The organism is Streptomyces sp. NPDC005962, assembly GCF_040629205.1.
Classification (GTDB): Bacteria; Actinomycetota; Actinomycetes; order Streptomycetales; family Streptomycetaceae; genus Streptomyces.
In genome coordinates, this window is the sequence record NZ_JBEXVE010000042.1 from 1 (window position 1) to 20,875 (window position 20,875).

The 20,875-nt window shown below is 66.0% G+C and carries 18 protein-coding genes and 1 pseudogene; 8 read left to right on the plus strand and 11 right to left on the minus strand.

Translation table 11 applies throughout. The features are described from left to right. Positions 1-312 (plus strand): annotated as a pseudogene (locus ABZ370_RS40240) (NAD(P)-binding domain-containing protein); the annotation flags it as partial. Between the two features lie 583 nt (positions 313-895). On the opposite strand, the gene ABZ370_RS40245 reads toward ABZ370_RS40240, so the two are convergent. Then, positions 896-1,984 (minus strand): integrase core domain-containing protein, encoded by a 1,089-nt coding sequence (locus ABZ370_RS40245; RefSeq protein WP_358632426.1) that lies wholly within the window; start codon positions 1,982-1,984, stop codon positions 896-898. 253 nt (positions 1,985-2,237) lie between these two features. Here ABZ370_RS40245 and ABZ370_RS40250 point away from each other — a divergent pair, with 253 nt between their 5' ends. Further along, entirely contained in the window at positions 2,238-2,978 is a 741-nt protein-coding gene (locus ABZ370_RS40250) for a DJ-1/PfpI family protein (protein ID WP_358632252.1), read from the plus strand. A 150-nt stretch (positions 2,979-3,128) separates the two neighbouring features. Here ABZ370_RS40250 and ABZ370_RS40255 read toward each other — a convergent pair whose 3' ends face one another. From ABZ370_RS40255 to ABZ370_RS40270, 4 genes are all read right to left on the minus strand, one after another. Then, on the minus strand, positions 3,129-3,848 hold the full coding sequence (locus tag ABZ370_RS40255) for a type I-E CRISPR-associated protein Cas6/Cse3/CasE (protein WP_358632255.1): 720 nt from the start codon (positions 3,846-3,848) through the stop codon (positions 3,129-3,131). Further along, positions 3,845-4,699, minus strand: coding sequence for a type I-E CRISPR-associated protein Cas5/CasD (cas5e, locus tag ABZ370_RS40260; RefSeq protein ID WP_358632258.1), 855 nt, complete (start codon positions 4,697-4,699; stop codon positions 3,845-3,847). The genes ABZ370_RS40255 and cas5e overlap by 4 nt, the downstream gene beginning before the upstream one ends. Continuing rightward, complete coding sequence (locus ABZ370_RS40265) at positions 4,696-5,364, minus strand: type I-E CRISPR-associated protein Cas7/Cse4/CasC (RefSeq protein ID WP_358632429.1); 669 nt, start codon at positions 5,362-5,364, stop codon at positions 4,696-4,698. The genes cas5e and ABZ370_RS40265 overlap by 4 nt, the downstream gene beginning before the upstream one ends. Positions 5,365-5,774: 410 nt before the next feature. Then, positions 5,775-6,953, minus strand: coding sequence for a macrolide family glycosyltransferase (locus tag ABZ370_RS40270; protein ID WP_358632261.1), 1,179 nt, complete (start codon positions 6,951-6,953; stop codon positions 5,775-5,777). Positions 6,954-7,424: 471 nt separating this feature from the next. Here ABZ370_RS40270 and ABZ370_RS40275 point away from each other — a divergent pair, with 471 nt between their 5' ends. From ABZ370_RS40275 to ABZ370_RS40295, 5 genes are read left to right on the plus strand one after another with little or no spacing between them, the layout of a single operon-like run. Beyond that, positions 7,425-7,790 (plus strand): 6-carboxytetrahydropterin synthase, encoded by a 366-nt coding sequence (locus ABZ370_RS40275; RefSeq protein WP_358632264.1) that lies wholly within the window; start codon positions 7,425-7,427, stop codon positions 7,788-7,790. Continuing rightward, positions 7,738-8,559, plus strand: coding sequence for a 7-carboxy-7-deazaguanine synthase QueE (locus ABZ370_RS40280; RefSeq protein WP_358632267.1), 822 nt, complete (start codon positions 7,738-7,740; stop codon positions 8,557-8,559). Before ABZ370_RS40275 ends, ABZ370_RS40280 begins: the two co-directional genes overlap by 53 nt. Before the next feature lie 2 nt (positions 8,560-8,561). After that, entirely contained in the window at positions 8,562-9,161 is a 600-nt protein-coding gene (gene folE / locus ABZ370_RS40285) for a GTP cyclohydrolase I FolE (RefSeq protein ID WP_358632270.1), read from the plus strand. Continuing rightward, positions 9,158-10,297 (plus strand): glycosyltransferase family 4 protein, encoded by a 1,140-nt coding sequence (locus ABZ370_RS40290; RefSeq protein ID WP_358632272.1) that lies wholly within the window; start codon positions 9,158-9,160, stop codon positions 10,295-10,297. The genes folE and ABZ370_RS40290 overlap by 4 nt, the downstream gene beginning before the upstream one ends. Further along, positions 10,297-11,310, plus strand: coding sequence for a glycosyltransferase family 4 protein (locus tag ABZ370_RS40295; protein WP_358632275.1), 1,014 nt, complete (start codon positions 10,297-10,299; stop codon positions 11,308-11,310). The genes ABZ370_RS40290 and ABZ370_RS40295 overlap by 1 nt, the downstream gene beginning before the upstream one ends. A gap of 17 nt (positions 11,311-11,327) precedes the next feature. Here ABZ370_RS40295 and ABZ370_RS40300 read toward each other — a convergent pair whose 3' ends face one another. Both ABZ370_RS40300 and ABZ370_RS40305 read right to left on the minus strand, forming a co-directional pair. Further along, positions 11,328-12,581 (minus strand): glycosyltransferase, encoded by a 1,254-nt coding sequence (locus ABZ370_RS40300; RefSeq protein WP_358632278.1) that lies wholly within the window; start codon positions 12,579-12,581, stop codon positions 11,328-11,330. A 2-nt stretch (positions 12,582-12,583) separates the two neighbouring features. Continuing rightward, positions 12,584-13,750, minus strand: coding sequence for a glycosyltransferase (locus tag ABZ370_RS40305; RefSeq protein ID WP_358632281.1), 1,167 nt, complete (start codon positions 13,748-13,750; stop codon positions 12,584-12,586). Between the two features lie 294 nt (positions 13,751-14,044). On the opposite strand from ABZ370_RS40305, the gene ABZ370_RS40310 reads away from it, so the two are divergent. Continuing rightward, positions 14,045-14,818: a class I SAM-dependent methyltransferase gene (locus ABZ370_RS40310; RefSeq protein WP_358632284.1), complete on the plus strand. Its 774-nt coding sequence runs from the start codon at positions 14,045-14,047 to the stop codon at positions 14,816-14,818. A gap of 209 nt (positions 14,819-15,027) precedes the next feature. Here the strand turns inward: ABZ370_RS40310 and ABZ370_RS40315 are convergent, their stop codons facing one another. The 4 genes from ABZ370_RS40315 to queC form a co-directional block, all read right to left on the minus strand. Further along, positions 15,028-15,888 carry a phytanoyl-CoA dioxygenase family protein gene (locus ABZ370_RS40315; protein WP_358632287.1) on the minus strand — a complete coding sequence of 287 codons (861 nt, stop codon included), beginning with the start codon at positions 15,886-15,888 and terminating at the stop codon, positions 15,028-15,030. 330 nt (positions 15,889-16,218) lie between these two features. Next, the gene (locus ABZ370_RS40320) at positions 16,219-17,463 is read right to left on the minus strand and encodes an MFS transporter (RefSeq protein ID WP_358632289.1); all 1,245 of its coding nucleotides are present in this window, start codon (positions 17,461-17,463) and stop codon (positions 16,219-16,221) included. Positions 17,464-18,541: 1,078 nt separating this feature from the next. Beyond that, complete coding sequence (locus ABZ370_RS40325) at positions 18,542-19,909, minus strand: glycosyltransferase (RefSeq protein WP_358632292.1); 1,368 nt, start codon at positions 19,907-19,909, stop codon at positions 18,542-18,544. Positions 19,910-20,196: 287 nt separating this feature from the next. After that, a complete protein-coding gene (queC, locus tag ABZ370_RS40330) occupies positions 20,197-20,874 on the minus strand; it encodes a 7-cyano-7-deazaguanine synthase QueC (protein WP_358632295.1) in 678 nt (225 codons plus the stop codon). Position 20,875 lies beyond the last annotated feature (1 nt).

Sequence of the window (20,875 nt, forward strand, 5' to 3'; positions counted from 1 at the left end):
GTCATCGAGGAGTTCGCACCCCTCCTCGAAGAGGGCGACGTGATCATCGACGGGGGCAACGCGCACTTCGATGACACCCGGCGCCGGGAGGCCGCGCTGCGCGAGCGCGGGCTGCACTTCGTCGGGTCCGGCATCTCCGGTGGCGAGGAGGGCGCGCTCAACGGGCCCAGCATCATGCCCGGCGGATCGGTGGAATCCTACAAGTCTCTCGGGCCGCTGCTGGAGAGCATCTCCGCCAAGGTGGACGGCACCCCGTGCTGCACCCACATCGGCCCGGACGGTGCCGGACACTTCGTGAAGATGGTCCACAATACTGCGGGTTTCCACATTTTCGCAGGTCAATGGGTCTCCGACAGGCGGCGGGTCAGCAATTCGTCAGCATCGAGCCGAGAGGTCAGCCACCGACCCCACCGAGAGCCACTGCTGGCTGCCTGAACCCACGTCACATCCCCACACCAAGCATCAACCGGCCTGACTGACCTGAGCAGCCGGGGCACTCACAGTGAGTAACGGCAGCTCGAGCCGGACTCCCGGCCAGGCCGTACGACAGTCGCCCTGACGGTGCAGTGCACGACGCTACCGTCCGCTCCACCGCACCCACCCCTCACCTTTGATCGGGACGTTCGTCCAGGGCCCGCCTGCCTCGCACCCAGCGAACCCTCCGAGAAATGCGCTATGCGGGCCCCATCCTCATCCGGTCGGCGACCTCCGAGTCGGGAGCAGCGGATACTTTCGGATCCCGGCGCGGTTTTCCCTAATCGGGCTGCGTTGCGGTACCCGAAGGTCATGATCGGGCATCTCCAGACCGTATGCGTATTATGCGCCACCGGCCGTGACGGGCCTGTGCCGCTCGAAAATACGATTCGATGCTGTGTACTGCGGCGATGCCGTTCGGTCAGGCAGCCTGGCGGTACTCGTTGATCAGGCTACCGAGGACGGGCCGTCGTTCGATTCGATGGGGTGTGAGGTCGGTGACGTTGGCCAGGGCGGGTAGTTCGGTACTGTCCGGGGGGAGTTGCTGCCGGGACTGGTGGGGGCGGTGCTGGTTGTAGTGCCGGATGTACTCGGTCAGCACCTTCACGGCATGGGCTTCGTTGTAGATCAGGATCCGGTCGAGGACTTCGCGGCGTAGGGTGCCCACAGCTCGCTCGCAGACTGCGTTCGCCTTTGGTGCCCGGGGCGGGCTGAGCAGGATCTCCATGTCGTGGGCCTGGAAGACGGCGTCGAAGGCGTTGGTGTACTTGCTGTCCCGGTCCCGGAGGAGGAAGCGCAGGGAGTCCATCCGGCACCCCAGGGGCGTCATGGTGAGGTTCCTGGCCTGTTGGACGGTCCACTGGGTGGTGGGGCGTTCGGTGACGCCGGCGAGGTGAACGCGCCGGGTGTCGTGTTCGATGAAGACCAGGGCGTACAGGCGCTTGAGGGTGATGGTGTCGATGTGGAGGAAGTCGGCGGCGAGGATGCCGTAGGCCTGGGTGGTGAGGAATTCACGCCAGGTCGGGCCGGAGCGCTGGGGAGCGGTATCGATGCCGGCCGCGTGCAGGATCTCCCAGACTGTGGACGGGGCGATCGGGTAGCCGAGGCGTGCGAGTTCGCCCTGTATGCGGCGGTGGCCCCACGTACTGTTTTCCTTGGCCAGGCGCAGGATGAGCTGTTTGACGGTGGGCGCGGTGGACGGCCTGCCGGGGCGGCGGTGTTGGGGGAACGTCCACTTCCGCGCGATGAGTTGCCGGTGCCAGGCCAGTAGTGTGGTGGGGGTGACTGCGAATACGCGGCGCCAGCGTTCCCGCGGGACCAGTCGGGAAAGGATGGCGAGCCAGATTCGGTCGGCGGGCTCGTAGCGGACTCGGGCGATCCGACGGCGTAGCACCGCGTTCTCGTGCCGCAACGCCAAGACCTCCGCATCCTTGGCCACGCGGCTGCGCAGCACCGCTGCGGGCACCTTGATCAGGTTCCGGACCAGCGCGGTGACGATTGAAAGCGGCATCGGCAGATCATCCCAGGCGCCACGCAGGCCGCCACCCTGCGCCGAGAAGCTGCAGGCCAGAACAGAATCGTATTTCCGAGCGGGACACGCGTCGAACACGCCTGCCGGGCAGGAGATGTCGAGCAGCTCGGTATCCGGGTACCCGATCACGACCACGCGGCGCATCAGCGACTCCTGGTGTCCGAAAGACAGGGATCACAGGATTCCAGACACGGTCCGCCCGACGGCCGCTCACCCCGACAAAGCTGGAGGCATGACAGCGACCAGGACCATCGCGTTCGTGCTCTACCCCGGCCTGACCGCCCTCGACTTCGTCGGGCCGCTCCAGGTCATCAGCGCCTTGCAGGAATTCGGACTCGGCTTCGAGGCCGTCACGGTGGCAGCGGCCCGGGAGCCGCTGCCGACGGACAGCCCGATGTCCGTGACCGCCTCCCACACCTTCGAGCAGGTGCCCGCCCCGTACGGCCTGATCGTCCCGGGCGGCGGGGCCCCGACCTTCGCCGCCCTCGCGGACGAACAGCTGACCGGCTACGTCCGGCAGGCGGCCCGCAGCACCAAGGTGGTGGCTTCGGTCTGCACCGGCTCGCTGATCCTCGGGTCCGCCGGTCTGCTCGAGGGCCGCGAGGCGGTCACCCACTGGGCTGCCATGCCGATGCTCCGCGCCTTCGGCGCGACACCCGTGTCCCGGCGCTGGGTCGCGGACGGGCACGTGCTTACGGCCGCCGGAGTGGCGGCGGGCATCGACATGGCCCTGCACTTGGCCGCCGAACTGGTGGGCGAGGATGCCGCCCGGATGATTCAGGCCGCCATCGAGTACGACCCGCAGCCGCCGCTCGGCCCGATCGACTGGGATCGCGTGGACCGCGCGTCCATGGAGTCCTCGATCAAGTCGATGGGCGGAGAAAGGCCTGGCAGACCAGCCAGAGCTACTCGCCCGCCTCACTACGGCCGGCGGGGCGGATGGGAGGGGCGGGGCCCGCTAGCGCTGCCCTGACGCCCCATTCGAAGGGTCCCCGGCATCGACACTTAGACATTCAAGATCATCTCATGGCCCCTATTGGGCTCACCTCGGCGATACCCCTCTTGAGGCCGGGACCATCCCCGTGGGGATGGTCATAGGAGGAGCCCGTCCAGCGGATGACGCTCACCGGGTCAGCAACAGCCCGCAGCCGTACGCCCGTCCGTGCCCAATACCCTGGGTCATCGCGTCGACCAAGGCCTCGGGGTCAGTCACCGTGAGCGTGCCTCGGATTTCGGCGCGGACTATGCGCAGTCCTGCGCGGGGGCCGGAACTTGTGACGGTGGGAAGCATCCGGACTGCCAAGGCCTCCTCGTCGGCGGTTGCGCCGATACGGGGCCCGCCGTGAGGACCTTTGCGCGGCTCGCCGAGGGGCTGGAGACGGCGTACGAACCAGTTCTTCACATGGTCGGGGCGAGTATGAGCGGTACGTCGGCCGCGCGGCCGGTTGGGAGCCGAAGTTCCGGAAGGGCGGTTGCGAGTGGGGTTAATGACTGTGCGGAAGGTCAGGGAGTCGCCGATGTGGAAGGTGCGGTCGACTGTGATGACGTGCGGTTTGTCGGTGAGTGCCCCGCGGGGCATGCCTGCCCAGTCCCCCGGCACCCTGGACTGCACGACCAGGACGAGCGCGCCAGCCTTCAGGTCTACGGACCAAGTCGACAGTACTCCCATCTGCGCGCGGGCATCGCGGTCGCCGTCGGCGACCCAGCCGCGAAAGCCGCTCATGACGGTGCGGTGCATGTCCTGGGCGTCGACGAGGGATTTGGCGGTGTACGGGTGTCGGGCATCCATGGTCAGGATGCTGTGCGTGGCGACGAAGCGGGCTGCGGCGGGGGGTTTGGTCACGGGATGATGTCCCATTCGGTGGCGTTCTCAGCGATGGTGACGCGGCTCCGCGTCTCCCAGCGCGTTGCGTGTGCGCGACGGTCCGCGTCGAAGGTGATGGGCTGGTCCTGAACTGGGGCTGCTGCTGGGGCGCCCGGTGCCGCCTCGATCCAGGCCCAGGGCCGGGGCGACGGCCGTGCCCCGATGCTCTGCGACGGCAACAGCGCAGTGGACTGGAAAGCGTCTTCGACCGTCCCGCTTTTCAGGGGGCCGGCCAGCGTTCCGGACGGTGGGCACGATTTGCGCCCCAGCCACAGCAGTCGCTTGGGGTTCTCAAGCGCCGCAGCGACCGTCTCGAGGAAGGATCGGTCAGGGTGTTGCAGGGCGGCGACGAACGCGGCATCAGCCAGGTACCAACGTTCGGTGACGAGCGCGCCGCGCGAAAGCTGCTTCGAGACCAGAGCGCCCGAATCCGCTTCGGAGACGATGTATTTCGGCGCTCCGTACCAGTCGGTGAGCTCGTGGTGGCCGAACGCCGTGCCGTCAGTGTTCGCCATGTCGGAGGCTAGCGCTGCTGCCCTGCGGTGGTCGGTGATGATGTCACGCGGTCGGACAGGGTATTTACCGGCCCCGACGACGTGGTAGTCGCGCACCGGGGTGCCGGGGTGATCAGCGCGGACTCCGAAACGGACTGCGGCGAGTTCGCGCAGTTTCTCTTCCTCGGCCCGGTCATGTCCGAGGGCCGCGGCGCACAGACCGATCAGCCCGGACTTTGTCGGACGGCTGTGGGTGTCACGTCGGGAGAATCGGGAGACCGTCCCCCAGGACTGCAGGGGTGCGGCGAGCCTTATGAGCAGGACGTGTCCGGTCACGCCGTGAGCTCCTCGACAGACTCCACGTCCTTAACTCCCAGCTCTTGGAGGATGGCATGGATGGCGGACTCGTAGGTGAGGACGCGACCTGCCGTGAGGTCGTCACGCCGCCGACAGACGAAGTCGTGGTGGGCGAGGAGTCGGCGTACGGCGAGCTCTCCCGCGGGGCCACCGTCGGTGACCTCGTCGATGGGCCGTTGGAAAGCGGCGGCGTAGTTGAACGGGCGGTCTCCGTCGAAGGCGAGAACCAGAGCGGGCAGCGCCCCGGTCGAGGCGGTCGAGTTCTTCTTGGCCTGTGGGAATGCATTGACGAAGGCGCTGACGAACTCCGCCTCGGCGGCAACGGATGCGGACTCAGCATCCGCTTCGGACATGCCCGCTGCACGCAGGTTCTGCCGCAGTTTGAGTCGGTCGAGGACGGCGTGACGGTAGAAGGTGCCGGAGATGAGGGACTGGTAGCCGGTCATGCCAGCTCCGGAGTCGTCGGCTGCGTCGAGGAAGTCGAGGGCGTTGCTTTTGCGGGTGAGTTTGGCGTCGTCGGCAGCGGCATAGAAGTCGTCCGTGTGCTCGGCCTCGTGGACGGTGAAGGCGTGACTGCTCTGGACAGCTCCGTCGACGTTCGGTGAGTCCGGGATCTCTGCGAGGAAGCGGCCGTAGGCACGGATGAGGTTTCCGGCAAGGGCAGTCCTCCACGAGTATCACCACGTCGCATGACCTGCACGGACGTACTTCTCGGCACCTACAAGGCGCAGCACCACGACAGATCATGATGCCGTCGGGGCCTTGTGCAGGTGAGGACGCCGAGGTGAGCATCGGCCAAAGTCGAAGATCTCTGATCAAGCTCTCACCTGCGTGGATTTACCGGCACCCGCAGAGCGCCTCGGCGGCATCCTTCACGAGTACCGACATGTCACATGACCTGGGCGGATGAGATTTCCGGCAAGCGCAGCGCCACTGCCTCAAGTGTCCATCAGCAGCACGCGGTCCGTGCCGGTGATCCACCCCGCGTGGTCCAGAAACCAGCAGCAGGGCTGCGGCAGGCACGCCCGGGCCTTGTCGTTCTGCTGCACCCCTGTCACATAATCAGCCTCAGGTGCTCCTCCAGCACGTCGGCACCCTTCTTGGCCGGGTCCCCGGTGCGTAGATCCTGCTGGCGCTGGCGCAGGTTCGCGGCTACCTCGGGATCCCCGGCCAGCTCGTCCACGGTTGTGCGGAGCATCTCGGCGGTGATCGCCCCGGTCTCCAATACCCGGCCCAGGCCCAGTTCGGCGGTCCGCTGGCCGTTGAGCCGCTGCTCAGGGATTTGCGGCACCGATACGAGTGGCACCCCGTGGTAGAACGCTTCCATGGTGGAATTCATCCCGGAGTGGGAGATGAACGCCTTGGCGTGCCGAAGCACCGCCAACTGGGGAACCTGCTGATGCAGTTCGAAGTTCGCCGGGACCCGACCGAGGTCCGGCGTACGGCCAGTGGCCATCACCACATGCCAGGGGCTGTCGGCGAAGGCCTTGACGCACTTGGCCAGCAGTTCCGGCTGGTTGTTGTATACCGTGCCGGCCGAGACCAGCAGTACCGGGGAGCCATCGGCGGGCGGCTGCCAGTGCTGCGCCCCGGCCTGTCTGGGCAGCGCGGGACCAAGAAACGCGAAGGTGTCGTCGAAGGTGTCCCCGCGCGGCTGAAACCAGCGCGGCACGAACACTAGGTGGAGCGGGGCGGCCTTGGCCCCCGGTAGGAGCAATTCGGCCGGCAAGTCGTGTTCGGTCAGAAAGGTCTCGGTGATCCGGCCGATCTCGCCCATCTTCGGGTCGGTCGGATCGAAGTCGCTCGGGAACATGAACTCCTGCAACGTGAAGTGCTCGTTGACCGCGATGTGTGGCACGGTGAGCACCTCGGGCAGTCCGAGCTTGTGCGCGACGCATCGACCGGCCGGCTCGATTGTGTCGATGCAGAGGGCCTCCACCCCCGCCTTGTCGAGCGAGTCGAGCAGCGGCGGGAAATGGGCGACCGTCTCGAGGAGGGACGTGTTGATCATCCCCACCACGCCGTCCGTAGTGAAGACCGTGCCCGCAAAGGAACCTAACTCCACCTGCCAGTCCATCTCCAGCGGGATCGCACCAGCACGGACGACCGCGGGCAACTGTTCCGGGCCGGTGGCATAGCTGACCTGATGGCCGCGCGCCACCAGTTCTTCCACCAGGGGCAAGGTCGGGTTGACGTGGCCGAACGCCGCTGACGCGACGAAACCGAAGTGCATGGCCCCTCCTAGGCATCCGGCGCTACCTCAGCAACAGTAATGCCCTGTCAACGGCAATCCCATCGGAACTTGCGTCGTCGAATCGGATACGCGTCTGCACTCTTGACCAGCACGGCGGCAGACATTGCGCAGGTCAGCGCGGTGCGATAGGTCATCCCGTTACGCGAGGGGCGGCTCGTCTGCCTGGCTCGACGGTGGTCCACGACTTGGGGCACCGTTCGACGTGCAGATCGGCAACGTGGACCGGTCGTGCCGCAACCCGAACCTGCTGTACTCGCCCGGCAAGCCGTACCTGATTGGCCACGGTGCCGCCCCGACCTGCGACTACAGCTGGGCACCGCATAGGCCACGGTCTCAACCAACTACCGGTAGTCGGACCGACAACCTTCGGCGTCCGATGAGGCCACCTTCGGTGCGTGCCGTGATGTGCGGGTGTCTCCAAGTCGACACGATGGCCCCAGGAGGTCGGACATGGTGTATCGGATCAGCAAGGAATTCCACTTCTCAGCCAGCCACCGGCTCGATGGCTTGCCCCCGGAGCACCAGTGCGGGCGCCTGCACGGCCACAACTACGTCGTCGAACTGGAGCTGTCGGCTGCGTCGGACAGCCTGGACGGAGTCGGCTTCGTCCGGGACTACGGCGACCTCGCCCCGTTCCGCCAATGGCTGGACGACAAGGTCGACCACCGGCACCTCAACGATCTGCTTGTCGACCGCAATCCCTCGGCCGAGAACCTGGCGCGGTGGATGTACGAGCAGTGGCAGCAGCACTTCCCGGAGCTCAGTGCGGTGCGCGTCAGAGAAACCGCCAAGACCTGGGCGGAGTACCGGCCGTGACGCGGGCTCGCACGGCCGGTGCGAGGGGCGGAGGAGGTGGTGCCGTGGTGGAACCGAAGCTCGTGGTCAACGAGATCTTCGGCCCCACTTGAGGACCATACAAGGAGAAGGGCCTTCTGCCGGACGGCGTTGCGCGTTCGTCCGGCTCGGTGGCTGTAATCTGTCCTGCCGCTGGTGCGACACCCCCTACACCTGGGACTGGACCGGCGTAGGCGACACCGGGGTAGCGCACAGCCCCCGGACGGAGCTGCACCCGATGGCTTGGCGCGAGGTGCTCGAGGAGCTCAGCGGATACGCGGTGCCGCTGGTCGTCGTCTCCGGCGGTGAGCCGCTCAGCCAGCAGGATCGCCTGCTGCCGCTGCTGCGCGCACTCACGGCCACCGGCCACTCGGTCGAGGTCGAGACCAACGGGACCATCGAGCCCCTGTCCGAGTTGGCGGCTCTCGGCGTGCGGTTCAACGTCTCGCCGAAGCTGGCACACTCGGGTGACCCGGCGGCACGCCGACTCGTCCCACGGGCCCTGACCGCGCTCGCCGCGGTGCCGGGGACGGCCTTCAAGTTCGTCTGCCGGAGCCCAGAAGATCTTGCCGAGGTGGCGGACGTCGTCGAGCGCCACGGCACCACGCCGGTGTGGGTCATGCCCGAGGGGCGGACGCCGGACGAGCTGAGCCTGCGGCTGGCCGCACTCGGCGACGCGGTGATCGCCCGGGGATGGAACCTCACTACCAGACTGCACGTCGCCGTGTGGGGCGACAGAAGGGGAAAGTAGGCGTGACAATTAGCACGGGACAGCCGGACCTCGCGGCCGAGAGCAGCGACCCGCTGGAGGACATAGCCCGCCGACTGCTCATCGAGATCGGCGAGGACCCCGACCGGGACGGGCTGAAACAGACCCCGGCTCGGTTCGCCCGCTGGTGGCGGGAGTTCTCCGACTACGATGCGGGTGAGGTCAGCACCCTCTTTCCGCTGGTGACCCAGCAGGCGCAGACCGTCACCGTTTCGGACGTCCACCTGTGGTCGTTGTGCGAGCACCACTTACTGCCGTTCTCGTGCACCGTCGCCATCGCCTACCGGCCCATCGGCGACGTGTTGGGCCTGTCGAAGTTCGCTCGGATCGCCCACCGGCACGCCCACCGGCTCCAGATCCAGGAGCGGCTGGTGCAGGACATCGCCGCGGAGGTCTCCACGGTCAGCGGGTCGCCCGACGTGGCGGTCATCGCGCAGGGCGAGCACCTGTGCATGAGCATGCGCGGCATCCGCACCCCGGCCCTGATGACCTCCTCGGTGTTCAACGGGGTCTTCGATGATGACGGACCGGCCCGCCAGGAGCTCATCGCCACCGTCTTCCCCAGCCTGTCGAGGCAGCGATGACGAACACGGACGCCCCGCTGACCATCGCCTTCGTCCTGCTCACCTATTCCCCGGACGAACCCGCCGGTATCGAACGGGCCGTGGACTCACTCGCCAACGGTCTGCGTGAACTGGGCCACCGCACCCTGATCGTGGCCGCCGGCCCGCCCTGCCGGAACGGCCCTCCTGACCTGGTACGCCTGAACTCCGTGTCGCTGCCCCGACCGATGCTGGTCGACGAGATGCTGACCCTGTTGCCCGACCCGGCTCCCGTCCGGGAGGAGGTACGGCGGGTGCTGTCCGAGCGCCGGGTCGATCTGGTGGTCTGGGCCGATGCGGTCGCGGGTCTGGGTTACCTCAGCCCGGCACCGCCCGGGGCGCGCACCGCGCTGATGGTCCACTTCATGCGCGCCGACCAGTCCATGCGGGAGAGCCTGGAGCACCGCCCCGACGCCGTCCTCGCCGTCAGCGACTTCCTAATCGACCAGTCCAGGGGTGCCGGACTGACCTGCGACGGCTGGCAGACGCTGCCCAATGCCGTGCCCGTGTCGGTCGATCCACCCGGACCGGACCGGCGCGAGCGGCTGAGGCTTTCCGGCCCGGTGCGGGTCGTGGCTCGGACCGATCCGCAAAAGGGTGTCGCGGAACTGCTGCGCGCACATCCCGGCCACGAGCTGGGCCGCCCTGTGGAGATCGTGCTCGCGTCGGCCCGGTTCGAGTGGGCGCGGGGCATACAGGACCAGGTGCTTGACGAGTGCCGGGCGCTGGCCGAGGCCTCTCCCGAAGTCAAGATCCTGCCGGCCCTGGACTGGCGGGAGGTCCAGCCGTTCCTCGCGGATGCCGCCGTCGCCGTCGTTCCCTCGACCGGCCCGGAGAGCTTCGGCAACGTCGCCGCCGAGGCCCTGTCAGTGGGTACCCCGGTGATCAGCTACGGCCTGGGCTACCTGGCAACTCTCACCGGCAAGGCGGGGCGCACGGTGGATCTGGACGACGGACCCGAGCGGTTGTGGTGGGCGCTGGCACGACTGCTCGACGACCGCGCGGCATACCACGCCGCCTCACAACAGGGACCTCAGCAGGTCGCCGCCCACACGCCGGCCGCGGTAGCTCGGGAGTTCCTGCACGCCACGATGGCCGGCGCCCGGGAGGTGTCCTGATGGGTGCAACGGCCGCACCGCTCAAGATCGTCGTGCGGGTCCACGCGTTTCCGCCGGAGTACAACGCGGGTGGCGAGCAGATGCTCGTCAACATGCTGCGGCCCCTGGTCGAGCGCGGTCACGACGTCAGCGTGTGGCTGTCGCGCCACAGCGACGCCACGGAGGTGTACGAGTACCGGGGCATCCGGGTCGTGCCCTCGCAGGCACGGCTGGACTTCCCATCCGCGCTCCGCCGGGCCGACATGGTGCTCTCGCACTTCGAGTGCGTGCCGGCCACGGCCTCGCTGGCCCGCAGCTACGGCACACCACTGGTGGTGGTGTGCCACAACACGCACCGGTCAACGTTCCGGGAGATCGCCGTCGGCGGCACCGCGCTGGCCGTCTACAACTCTGAGTGGATGCGGGCGGAGGCGGAACTGTTCTTCGCCGAATACCCCTCGTCGGTCCGGCCGGGCTCCGAACTGGTAGTGCGTCCACCGGTGTTCGCGGCCGAGTACGCGGTGACCGTGCCCGGCGACCGGATCACCCTGGTCAACTGCAACCCGGACAAGGGCGGCCACATACTGGAGCAGCTGGCCCGGCGCATGCCGGACACCAAGTTCCTGGCCGTGGCCGGCGCCTACGGGTGGCAGATCCTGCCCGAACTGCCGAACGTGGAGATCGTCGAACACGTCCGTGGCGAGGAGATGCGCGAAAAGGTCTACGCCCGCACGAGGGTGCTGCTCATGCCCAGTTCCTACGAGTCGTGGGGACTCACCGCGGTGGAGGCCTTCGCCTCCGGCCTGCCGGTGGTGGCACACCCCACGCCGGGGCTGTGCGAAGCCCTCGGTGAAGGCGGGATCTTCGTGGACCGGAACGACCTCGCCGGCTACGAAGCGGTGCTGCGGAAACTCGACACCGACGCGGAGTACCAGCAGGCGGCCGAGCGGGCCAAGGCCCGGTCCGCGGAACTGGACCCGACGGCCGACCTGGCCGCCTGGTGCGCTGCCGTGGAGTCCCTGGCTCGGCGGTAGACGACTGCTGCCTTCCTTTAGCCGTTGGCCGGTGGGGCGTGGACGTGTCGGCCGATGCGATGGGCCTCCCCGAGGATCCAGGTTCCCCAGCGGTCCCAGACGCCGGAGAGCCGGGAGGTGATGAGGACGTGGTCCACGGACTGGTCCGCGAGCGGAGTGCGGATGCCCAGTCCGTGGCGCACCACTCCGCCTGGATGGCGGGAACCCGCGACGGTCTCGTCGAAGTCGAACAGCTCCGCCCTGGGCAGTCCTTCGGGGAAGGAGGAACCACACCCGAACACCGCGACACGGGTGCCCGCGGGAAGGGATCGGAGCGCTGCCAGTTCCGATGCGGCGTCCCTTCCGCGCGCATCCTCGGCGGCGCGCAGAACGAGAAGGTACTCGTCCTCCAGGTTCCAGTCGTGGCTGATCTCGAAGTGATCGCTCGGCTTGGCGAACCACGCCCACAGCAGCTCGGTCACCGGCTCCGGATGCTTCCGGGCCATCATGAGGACGTTGTCGGCGCCACTGGTCAGATCGTCCCCGACAGATCTCTCATGCGGGGTGTCGAGCGCCCACGCGTCCTTGCTGACGGTGAAGGCCGTGCCGCCGCGGTGAAGTCGATATCCGAGGTCCGTGTCCTCACCGCCCCAGCTGCGGAAGTCTTCGTCGAAACCACCGACCGCCCAGAAGTCCGCCGCCCGCACAGAGCAGTTGAGGGACCAGAACCACTGCCACGGGACCAAGGTGGCGCCCAGGTCGAAGTCGAATCGCTCGAATGCCAGGTGGCGGACGTCCTGGAAGCCCGGCAGATGACCGTAGCGGCGGACGGTCTCCTCGGGGGTCGGAGCCGGCGAGCCGGTGCCGATTCCCGGCACTTGATCGGCGTCGGGACGATAGCCGTACGTGTAGCCGGCCACGGCCAGGGTCTGCCCGGTCGGTGCGGCGGCGTGGGCGGCGAGGTGGGCGCGGACGAAGCGGGGCCCCGGCCGGATGCCGGCGTCCAGGAAGACGAGCACCGGCCCCGAGGCCAATCGTGCACCCGCGTTGCGAGCGGCGGCGGCCCGGAAGCCCCGATCCTCCTGGAACTGGTAGCCGAGGGTGAGTCGATTTCGGAAGTCCTGCACGACCGAGCGGGTTTCGTCGGCCGAGCCGTCGTCGGCGATGATGACTTCAAATCCGCCTTCGTCCGGCGGATGCTGTGCGGCGAGGGCGGTCAGGCTGGCGCGCAGCAGCTCCGCGCGGTTGTAGGTGGGGATAATGACGGATACCTGTACTCCGCGTGGTGGCATCGCTACCACCCATCCGTAGTCACGGAGCCGTTGGTGATGCGCAGGAAGCGCTCGGCGACCGCGGTGGACGAATGGTCGGCGGCTTGATGGAGGGCTTGGGCCGCCGCCGCGTGGTACGCGACCGCGTTGTCCAGCAGTTCGGCGGCGGTCCGCCAAAGGCGCGTTCCACTGCTGGTGAAGTCGACCGCCTCCAGCGTCCTGCCGGTCAGCAGGGGCTGGCGGCGCATCGGGCTGAGCGCATCGAGGGGTACCAGCCGCCCTGCGCCGCCGACCAGCAGCGGAAGGTGGCCGAAGTCATAGCCCACGACGGGGGTGCCCACGGAAAGCGATGCCACCACGCCGTCATTGAACGTCTCCGGCCTGGTCGACGGCACCAGGGTCACCGCCGCCTCGGCGAGGAAGGGTTGTGCTTCCAGCCAGGGAAGACCAGGAAGTACTTCGACGTTCGGAAAGACGGCCGCACGCGAGCGGACCGCCTTGACCACATCCGCCTGCACCTCGGGGGGCGGTTCGAGCCCGGTCTCCGCGAGAACGAGCTGCACCGGGCGTCCGAAACTCTCGGGAAGCGCGTCGAGCAGTTCCATGATGCCCTTGGCCGGGTCGGCCCTGGTCACGATCCGCACCGCTCCGGTGCGGCGCAGGCGCTCGCGTTCCTCCCGGCCCGGGGCCCGGCCGGCACGTGGCAGGGCGTCGGGCAGGGCGTGCCAGCCCGTCGTGTCCATTCCTGCCTGAGCTGCCTCGTCGATCAGGAAGGGGCTGACCGCGAGGACGGCGTCGGGCCGCTGGGCCAGGCTGTGCCGCATGTGGTCGTCCATCCGGAGGTTCCGCACCATCAGCGCGGTACGGACACCGGGCGCCGCCGGGCTGAGAAAGCCGAGCCCTGCCACGGCATCGGCCCAGCAGACCACATCGATGTCATGGACGGTGAGAATCTCCCGCACCTCCCTGCACACTGGCTCCGGATCCTCGAACAGCCGGGGCAGCCCGTCGAAGCGCAGCGATGTGAGCAGAACCAGGTCACGCTCCTCCTCGACGCCGGGCGGCCCACCCGCGATGAGCACGGCCCGATGACCGATCTCGCGCAGGCTATCGGCAAGTGCGGCGATGGCTCGCTCGACTCCCCCGGACTCATCACAACCACGGGTCAGGAGGACGAAGGCGATGTTCATCCCGGCTCCCTACTGCCACGAGGCTGCGGGCGGTGGCTTGGCGCTTCTGCGGCTGGTGGCCGGCGATGTCGTTCACGACGGGCTCCGACTGCACGATGCAGCCCGTTCAGCCGCCGACTGGCCGAGAAATCAAATTCCTTGCTGGTTCGATAAGTCATCACGTCCCCTCCTCAGGCCATGATGGAGGAATTCGCTCCGGTGGACATCACGGCCCGGCACCGAGAGACGACGGTCGAGGCACCGAAGCAAAATCGCGGCGAAGTTCGGTGTTGACAGGGGAAACCACGCAACGCGATGCTGGATTCTGCCCGTTTCTGTGGTGAGCTTCTCCTGGCGAAAGGTTGCAAGGAAATGTGCGATTCCGTGATTTCGTCGGTAACCGACGATGCACCGCGCTGGTCGATGCGGGAGACTTTTGCGCACATTTATGAGAGTAGGATGCTGGCGCTGGGCGACAGCGGTACCGTCGGGGCGGAGATCGATTCCCGTTCAGGTACTGGGTCGAATTTGACGCAGACCGCCGCGCTGCGCGCCGAACTACCAGCCTTGGTGGCCGATCTCGAAGTCCGCAGCTTTCTCGACGTACCCTGTGGGGACTTATTCTGGATGTCCCGGGTTGACCTCGGCATCGATACCTACATCGGCGCTGACATCGTCCCCGCGGTGATCGACCGGAACCGGGAGCGCTTTGCCCGCTCGAACCGCGAGTTTCAAGGCATTGACCTCACCCGGGATCGACTGCCGCAGGTGGACCTCGTTTTCTCTCGCGACTGCCTCGTGCACTTCGGTGACGAGGACGTCCGCCGCGCGCTGGCCAACATCAAGGGAAGCGGTTCGACGTACCTCGCGATGACCACCTTCCCCGATCACCCTGAGAATGGCGCAGACATCGAGACCGGGGCATGGCGACCGCTCAACTTCGAACTCGCTCCCTTTCTCCTGCCCAAGCCTTTTCGGCTGATCAACGAGCAGTGCACCGAAGTCGATGTGATCACGGAGAACGGTGCGGAGGTCGAACACCGGTACTCCGACAAGTCGATCGGGGTCTGGCGCATCGCCGAGCTATAGCCGGGCAGCGGCTGTGCACCTACGGGGACCGTCGGCAACGCCTTCGCCAGAGCCCGCTGATCTTGCTCTTATACCCCAGCGTCATGCCACTCAGCGAGTCTTTCCCAACCTCAGCTTGAGGTTGGGAAAGGCTGCATCATGACGGTACCGCACCTCGGATCGTTCGATCAGACCGAGAACGGCCATGAACATCTCCAGGCTCGGTGATGTCATACCTGATCGAATTCAAACAAGGGGTCAGTTACGGACTGGCGCCAATTGGTGTGGTGATCTGCCGCATTCAACCGGTAGTACACGGTCTCCCGACGACTTCCTCCCGATCCTGTGAAGTCGCCGGCCGAGTGAGCGAGCAGGTAATGCGCGAAATATACGGACCCAGCGGTTCCGGTAACTGTCACCCGGTCGCCCATCTCGATCTTCGGATACGGTCCGTCGTGCATCTCATGAGTGTCCCCGATGGCGTCGGCGCCGCGCTCTGACAAGTATTCACCGAATCGGAGGTGCGTTCCCGGCCAAACCCGCAGGTTCCCGTTACCGGGAACCTCGTGAGGTGTCAGCCATATGCCTGCCAGCAAGGAGAACGAACTGGGCTCCCAGGTACCCGGAATGAGCATGGGCCCGTCAAAATGCGGAACCTCCTGCGGACCGGAACTCGTGTACGGCGGTATGGTCAGGACCACTTGCGCGACACGTGGTTGAGTACTCGGAGCATCCGCCCTGAGCAGTTGGTCGGCGAGCTCCCCGATACCCGCTTCCTTGTAGAGATCAAGGAGAGTGGGCGGCTCCTTCCTGAACAGCTGGTGCCAAATGTAGTACCCGCCGCGGCCTTCCCTCAGGGCCTCGACATCGCCCTTCTGCAGAGTAAATCCTTCGCTCTCCGCCATCGCCGCGACGGCACGACGGCCTCGGGCGACCTGGGCAGGACTGAGAACGTTCGGGATGGTCAGATACCCATTTGTAAGGAAGAAAGCTTTCATTTCGTCCGTGATGATAATGGCGCAGCCCTCCTTGGTCGTTGTCCGCGAGGACTTCGATGCTGTCGTTGGTGACACCGCGACGAGCAGGACCAAGTCCTCGGGCCCCGTTCCTTCAGTCTGGTCACGGCAGCCATACGGCACATCACGGTCGGATCCGAAACTGTCGCCATCGCCTGCCGAAGTATGCGTCCGGGAAACCGCGTTGTCGCTGCTCTGCCCCGTAGCGCGTTGGGGCGAGGCAGCCCCCGCACGTTCAGACGAGGACGACGATGGTCGCTCCGATGGCGTCGGTCCCGCCGAAACCGGTCCAGCGACAGTTCGATGGGGCGCCGTCGCGGCCACCCGCTGCGCCCAGTGCCGCGGGATGGGGAGGGCGTGCTTCAAGCACCGGCACGCCTGCGCCACGGCAACGGAACTCCCGGCTCAGACGGCAGTGAGTACCTTGGCCTCGGCTTCCGACTTGGCTACCTCTCCCTTCGTCCGCAGTCTCCAGATGGCGGGCGTGCTGAGCGCGACCAGCGCGGACAGAAGTTGAACGGCCGCGGCCACCCACAGGGTCGAGTACACACCGATCGCCGCGACCACGGGACCGACCAGCGCCTGTCCGATGGGATGACAGGCCAACTGCCCGAAGTTGGCGTACGCGCTCACCCGGGACAGTTTGTCCTCGGGGATGTTCCTTTGCATCGTCGTGGCCCACATGGCACCGAAGACGGCAAGACCGACACCGGCGATGAACTCGAGAGAACACATCGCGAAAAGTGAAAGCTTAAGCGCCAGGCCGAACGTCGGTAACGTGGCCATCACCAGACCCGCGACTCCCATGCGGAGCTGTCTTTCGGAACGGAGGTGCATGGCGACCATCCCGCCGACGATCAGCCCTACGCCAAGAGTGGCGCTCATCGTGGCCCAGGCTGCCGGGCCGCCCAAATGCTGCTCCGCGAGGAACGGTCCGAGCACCAACACCGCGGCAAGCAGGAGGTTGCTGAGCGAGGAGGTGGTAACGCTCATCCACAACCAGGTCCTACTGCGGAATTCGCTCCAACCCTCGAGGAGGTCGTGCGTGAACGACCCTCCGGCAGTACGCAGTTGTGTCGCGATGGGTATCCGCGAGAGCATGAATGCACTGACGCCGAAGGTCGCCGCATCAGCGGCGATCGCCCACCCCGGTCCGGCGAAGGAGACGATGAGACCTGCCAACGCCGGACCTGCGATATTGCCACCCGACAATGCCATTCCACGCAATGCGTTGGCACGTTGCAGGTGTTCGTCGGATACCAGTGAAGGAACGAGTCCGGCACAGGCCGGGCCGAAGGCGGCACTCGCCACACCCCCCACTGCCTGAAAAGCGGCGAGTTGCCATATCTGGGCGTGGCCGCTGAGGAGTAGTGCTGCCACGATGCCCTGACACGCCAGACGGACGAGATCGGCTGTCACCATGATTCGCCGACGCGAGAACCGGTCCGCCAGCACTCCACCGATGAGCAGGGTCGCGGCCATGGGGATGGCTCCTGAAGCCATGACGAACCCTAGGTCGCCGACCGACCCGGTCAGGTCCAGCACCGCGAAAGACAGAGCGACTGCGGTCATGCCATCACCGAGCAAGGAGGCGGTCTCCGCGATGAAATGCCGACGGAACGTTTTCTCGCGTAAGACCGACCAGGCCATGAACGCTCTCTTTTGACCCATTGGACATTTCTCCCACTCAGCTAGTACGGCAGCCGCGATCAGGTGATCTTTGCTGGTCAGGGCAGTGAGTGACCACCTGTTGGCGATAAAGCGGCCCGCTCCACCACGAACACGTTGTGACATATGTGGTTCGTGCGGCGGCTGCGGTTGCCGCCGTAGAGGGTGGGGTGGCAGGGCCGAAACGAAGGAGCGGTTAAAGCCCCGTTTGCGCGAGTCCACCGAACATCGGGCCGACCTGTTGTGCGACTGCCACAGGCACGGCATGCGCGACCCGGAATGGGCCGTCGGGAACTGCGCGATGGGGCTGCGGAAGGCGTCGGCCGAGATATTCCCAATCGCTCGGCATCAACGGTGCCGGGATCACAAGGCGGAGAATATCACGGACAGCCGCCGGAAATCCGCCCAGCCGGGCGCGATGAAGGTGATGCAGGTGAGGAAGTCTGCCGATATCCGAGCCGGTGCCGGCACATCACCCTGACCATGCGCGCACATGCCTTCCCACCGCCCAGGACACCGGCGCCAGGACGGCAAGGGGACAGAAGCCGTCCGACGCACGCCTCTGTGCCCGTCAAAGAAATCCGGCGGCTCCTGGCAGCTCGTTCTGCCTACCAGCGCCCGCGGAACCGCAAACCTGTATGAACTCGCCCCAATGGCAACGCCGGCACCAAGCGTTCAGGAAAGATGACTCGCGCCGGGATCAGGCCACGTACTCCTCGGTGATCGCAACTGCACGGCGTACCCCACCTGCGTCGTGGATCGCCGTTCTGGCGTTGTAGCGATCGAGGAAAAGTGTATACAGCTCGGGGTGGCGCGAACATGCCCTCGAAGGTCAGTTCCGTCCCGTGCTTTGGGAAATAACTATTGTAACGATCACGTAACGCGACACCGATCTCCTGTGTCATCTCGGGCATGGTCCATTGCGATTGACTGTCCGGGCATGAGCAGCGCTCGTCGTCGGCGACAGGAGCCAGCGGGCAGCCTCATTGATCGGGGCGTTTCGGGTGACCGTGCCACGAACTCCCGGGGGTGGTTCACATCGCGGGAAGTCGACCAGCGATCAAAGTGACCGTGCCTTTGTTACTCGAACAGCGATCGCCGACGGTGTACGTAGGGTTTCCTGGGTGTAGCCGAGCTCGCCGATCTCGTCGGCAAGCCACTCCGCATCCCGAACGAAGCACGAGTTCTGAACATCCGGCGACTTGTCGGCCTCCAAGTCCGCAAATTCCGCGTCATGCTGAGCCGTGGCCACGAAACAGGCGGTCTCGCCGACACGGAGCGCCTCGGACAGAAGCCTGGAGACATGGAGCCATGGCAGCACACGCCAAATATCAAGGTTAATGACATTGTCCACCGAAGAGTCACCCGAAGGAAGCTCTGTCCCACAGAAGCTCGGCACGGCTGGATCGCGCCAGTTGCCGAGGACGGAGCGGTAACCCGTTGGCGCGGTATCCCAACCCTCTATGTGCCCGGTGCTGAGCAACCACGAATTCCTGGACCGGTCCCGTTCAACCCACCTCTCGATCTCTATGAGATCCTGGCTTCTCACCAAAGTGCGCCCTCGGAGCCTTTCGGCAATCCGCTCAAGTATAAGGATGCGGAGACACTCCACGCTCGGCGGCGCAATCCAATGGCCTTCCCAATGGAATGACTTGTAAGTATCCAATAGGAGAGTCTGGTTGGACCTGATTTCATCCAGGTTGCGCCCGAAGTCCCGAAGGTGAGGGACATGCATTGATCCGGCCCGTGGTGACCACCGCATCACTTCGCCATTTCGGAGGTGCTCCTGTACGCGAAAACCGAATTCGAGATCTTCCAACCCCCACCCGGTGAGCTTTTCATTGAAGCCGCCGACCGCAGTAGCGGCAGCGGTCCGCATCGCGATATTATGTGTGAAGAAGAAGCGATATCCGATTTGATCAAAATTCGCTTTAATTGCCGGTAGGTTGATTATGGAAACGCGTCCATCTTCCGACGCCTCCATCTGTAGTGCCGCAAACGACCTGTAATCACCGTGTTCGATCGGCGCCTGATCGAACAGTGACCTACGCCTCGGGTCCCTGCGGGCACCAAGGCTCACCACGACCTGATCGTCTTTGAGCGTCTCCAGGTGCTGCCTGATCAGATCGAAGTCGGCCAGCGTATCACCGTCCAGAAACAGAACGTTGGGTTCGGCGACTTCTGCGAGTCCTCGGTTTCGAGCTGCCGCCCTGGAAAGATCGTCTGCCAATCGCACATACGTGAGTGGCAGTTTTGAGCTGTAGGACCGGACCATCGGTTCCAGCGAGGGCGAGCTACCGTTGTCGACAAGAATTACCCGAAAGGTCTTCAAGGGAACGTCCTGCTCTTGCAATCGCGCAAGAACCATATCGAGATGCGCCTGTCGATTATGGGCCAGAACGATGACTGCGATCTCTGGAAAATTCATTATCGTCCTCCAATCCCAAGGAATCGTGTAGGGTCAATCGGTTCGGCTGTGTCGGTCAGCACCATGGTGTGCTGAGGGTGTCGGCGTCGCGAAAGCGGTTCGCCGTCTCTGAGGAGCAGACGATGGACAGTTGACGATGGGGCCCGGGGCGAATCCGCCGGAAGCAGTCGGACCGGCAGCGGCCGACGTGGCCGACGCGTCGGGTAGGGCGCGCCCCAACGCTTCCGATCCCTCTCCCGGGGGCATACCTGTGCCGCCCCATGCGTTCCTGTTCCAAAGCGGACGCGTCACGGAGAGGCGAACGTGGTCACGGAGTCCAGGTATTCAGTCGGGTCGACCACTCCGGCCTCCTGGAAGGCCTCCCGGCGTTCGTAGCAGGTGCCACATGTGCCGCAGTGTGCGTCACCACCGCGATAGCACGACCAGCTCTGCGCCAGCGGTGCATCCAACCGGGTGCCGTGCTCCGCGATCTGTGCCTTGGACCAGGTCATGAACGGGGCTTCGACCTGGGGTGTCGGAAAGCCCTCGTTCGCTACGGCGACGAGTTCTCGCAGTGCGGCGAGGAACGCCGGTCGGCAGTCGGGGTAGATGAAGTGATCGCCCGCGTGCACCCCCAGTGCGACAGTGCCGGCGCGCACCGCGACTCCCACTGCGACCGCGACGTTGGCCAGGACCGCGTTCCGGTTGGGCACGACGGTCGTCCGCATCGACTGCTCGGCGTAATGTCCGCTCGGTACCTCGACGGTGTCGTCGGTGAGCGCGGAACCGGACAGCAGCGCGCCGAATCCGCTCAGGTCCACGACTCGATGCTCGGCGCCGAAGTGGGCCGCGACGGCCCGCGCGGAGTCGATCTCCCGGTGATGCCGTTGCCCGTAGTCGATGGTGACCGCGATGAGCCGGAACCGCAATGCGGCGTAATGCGCCATCAGCGTGGTCGAGTCCATCCCGCCGGAAAGCACCACCACG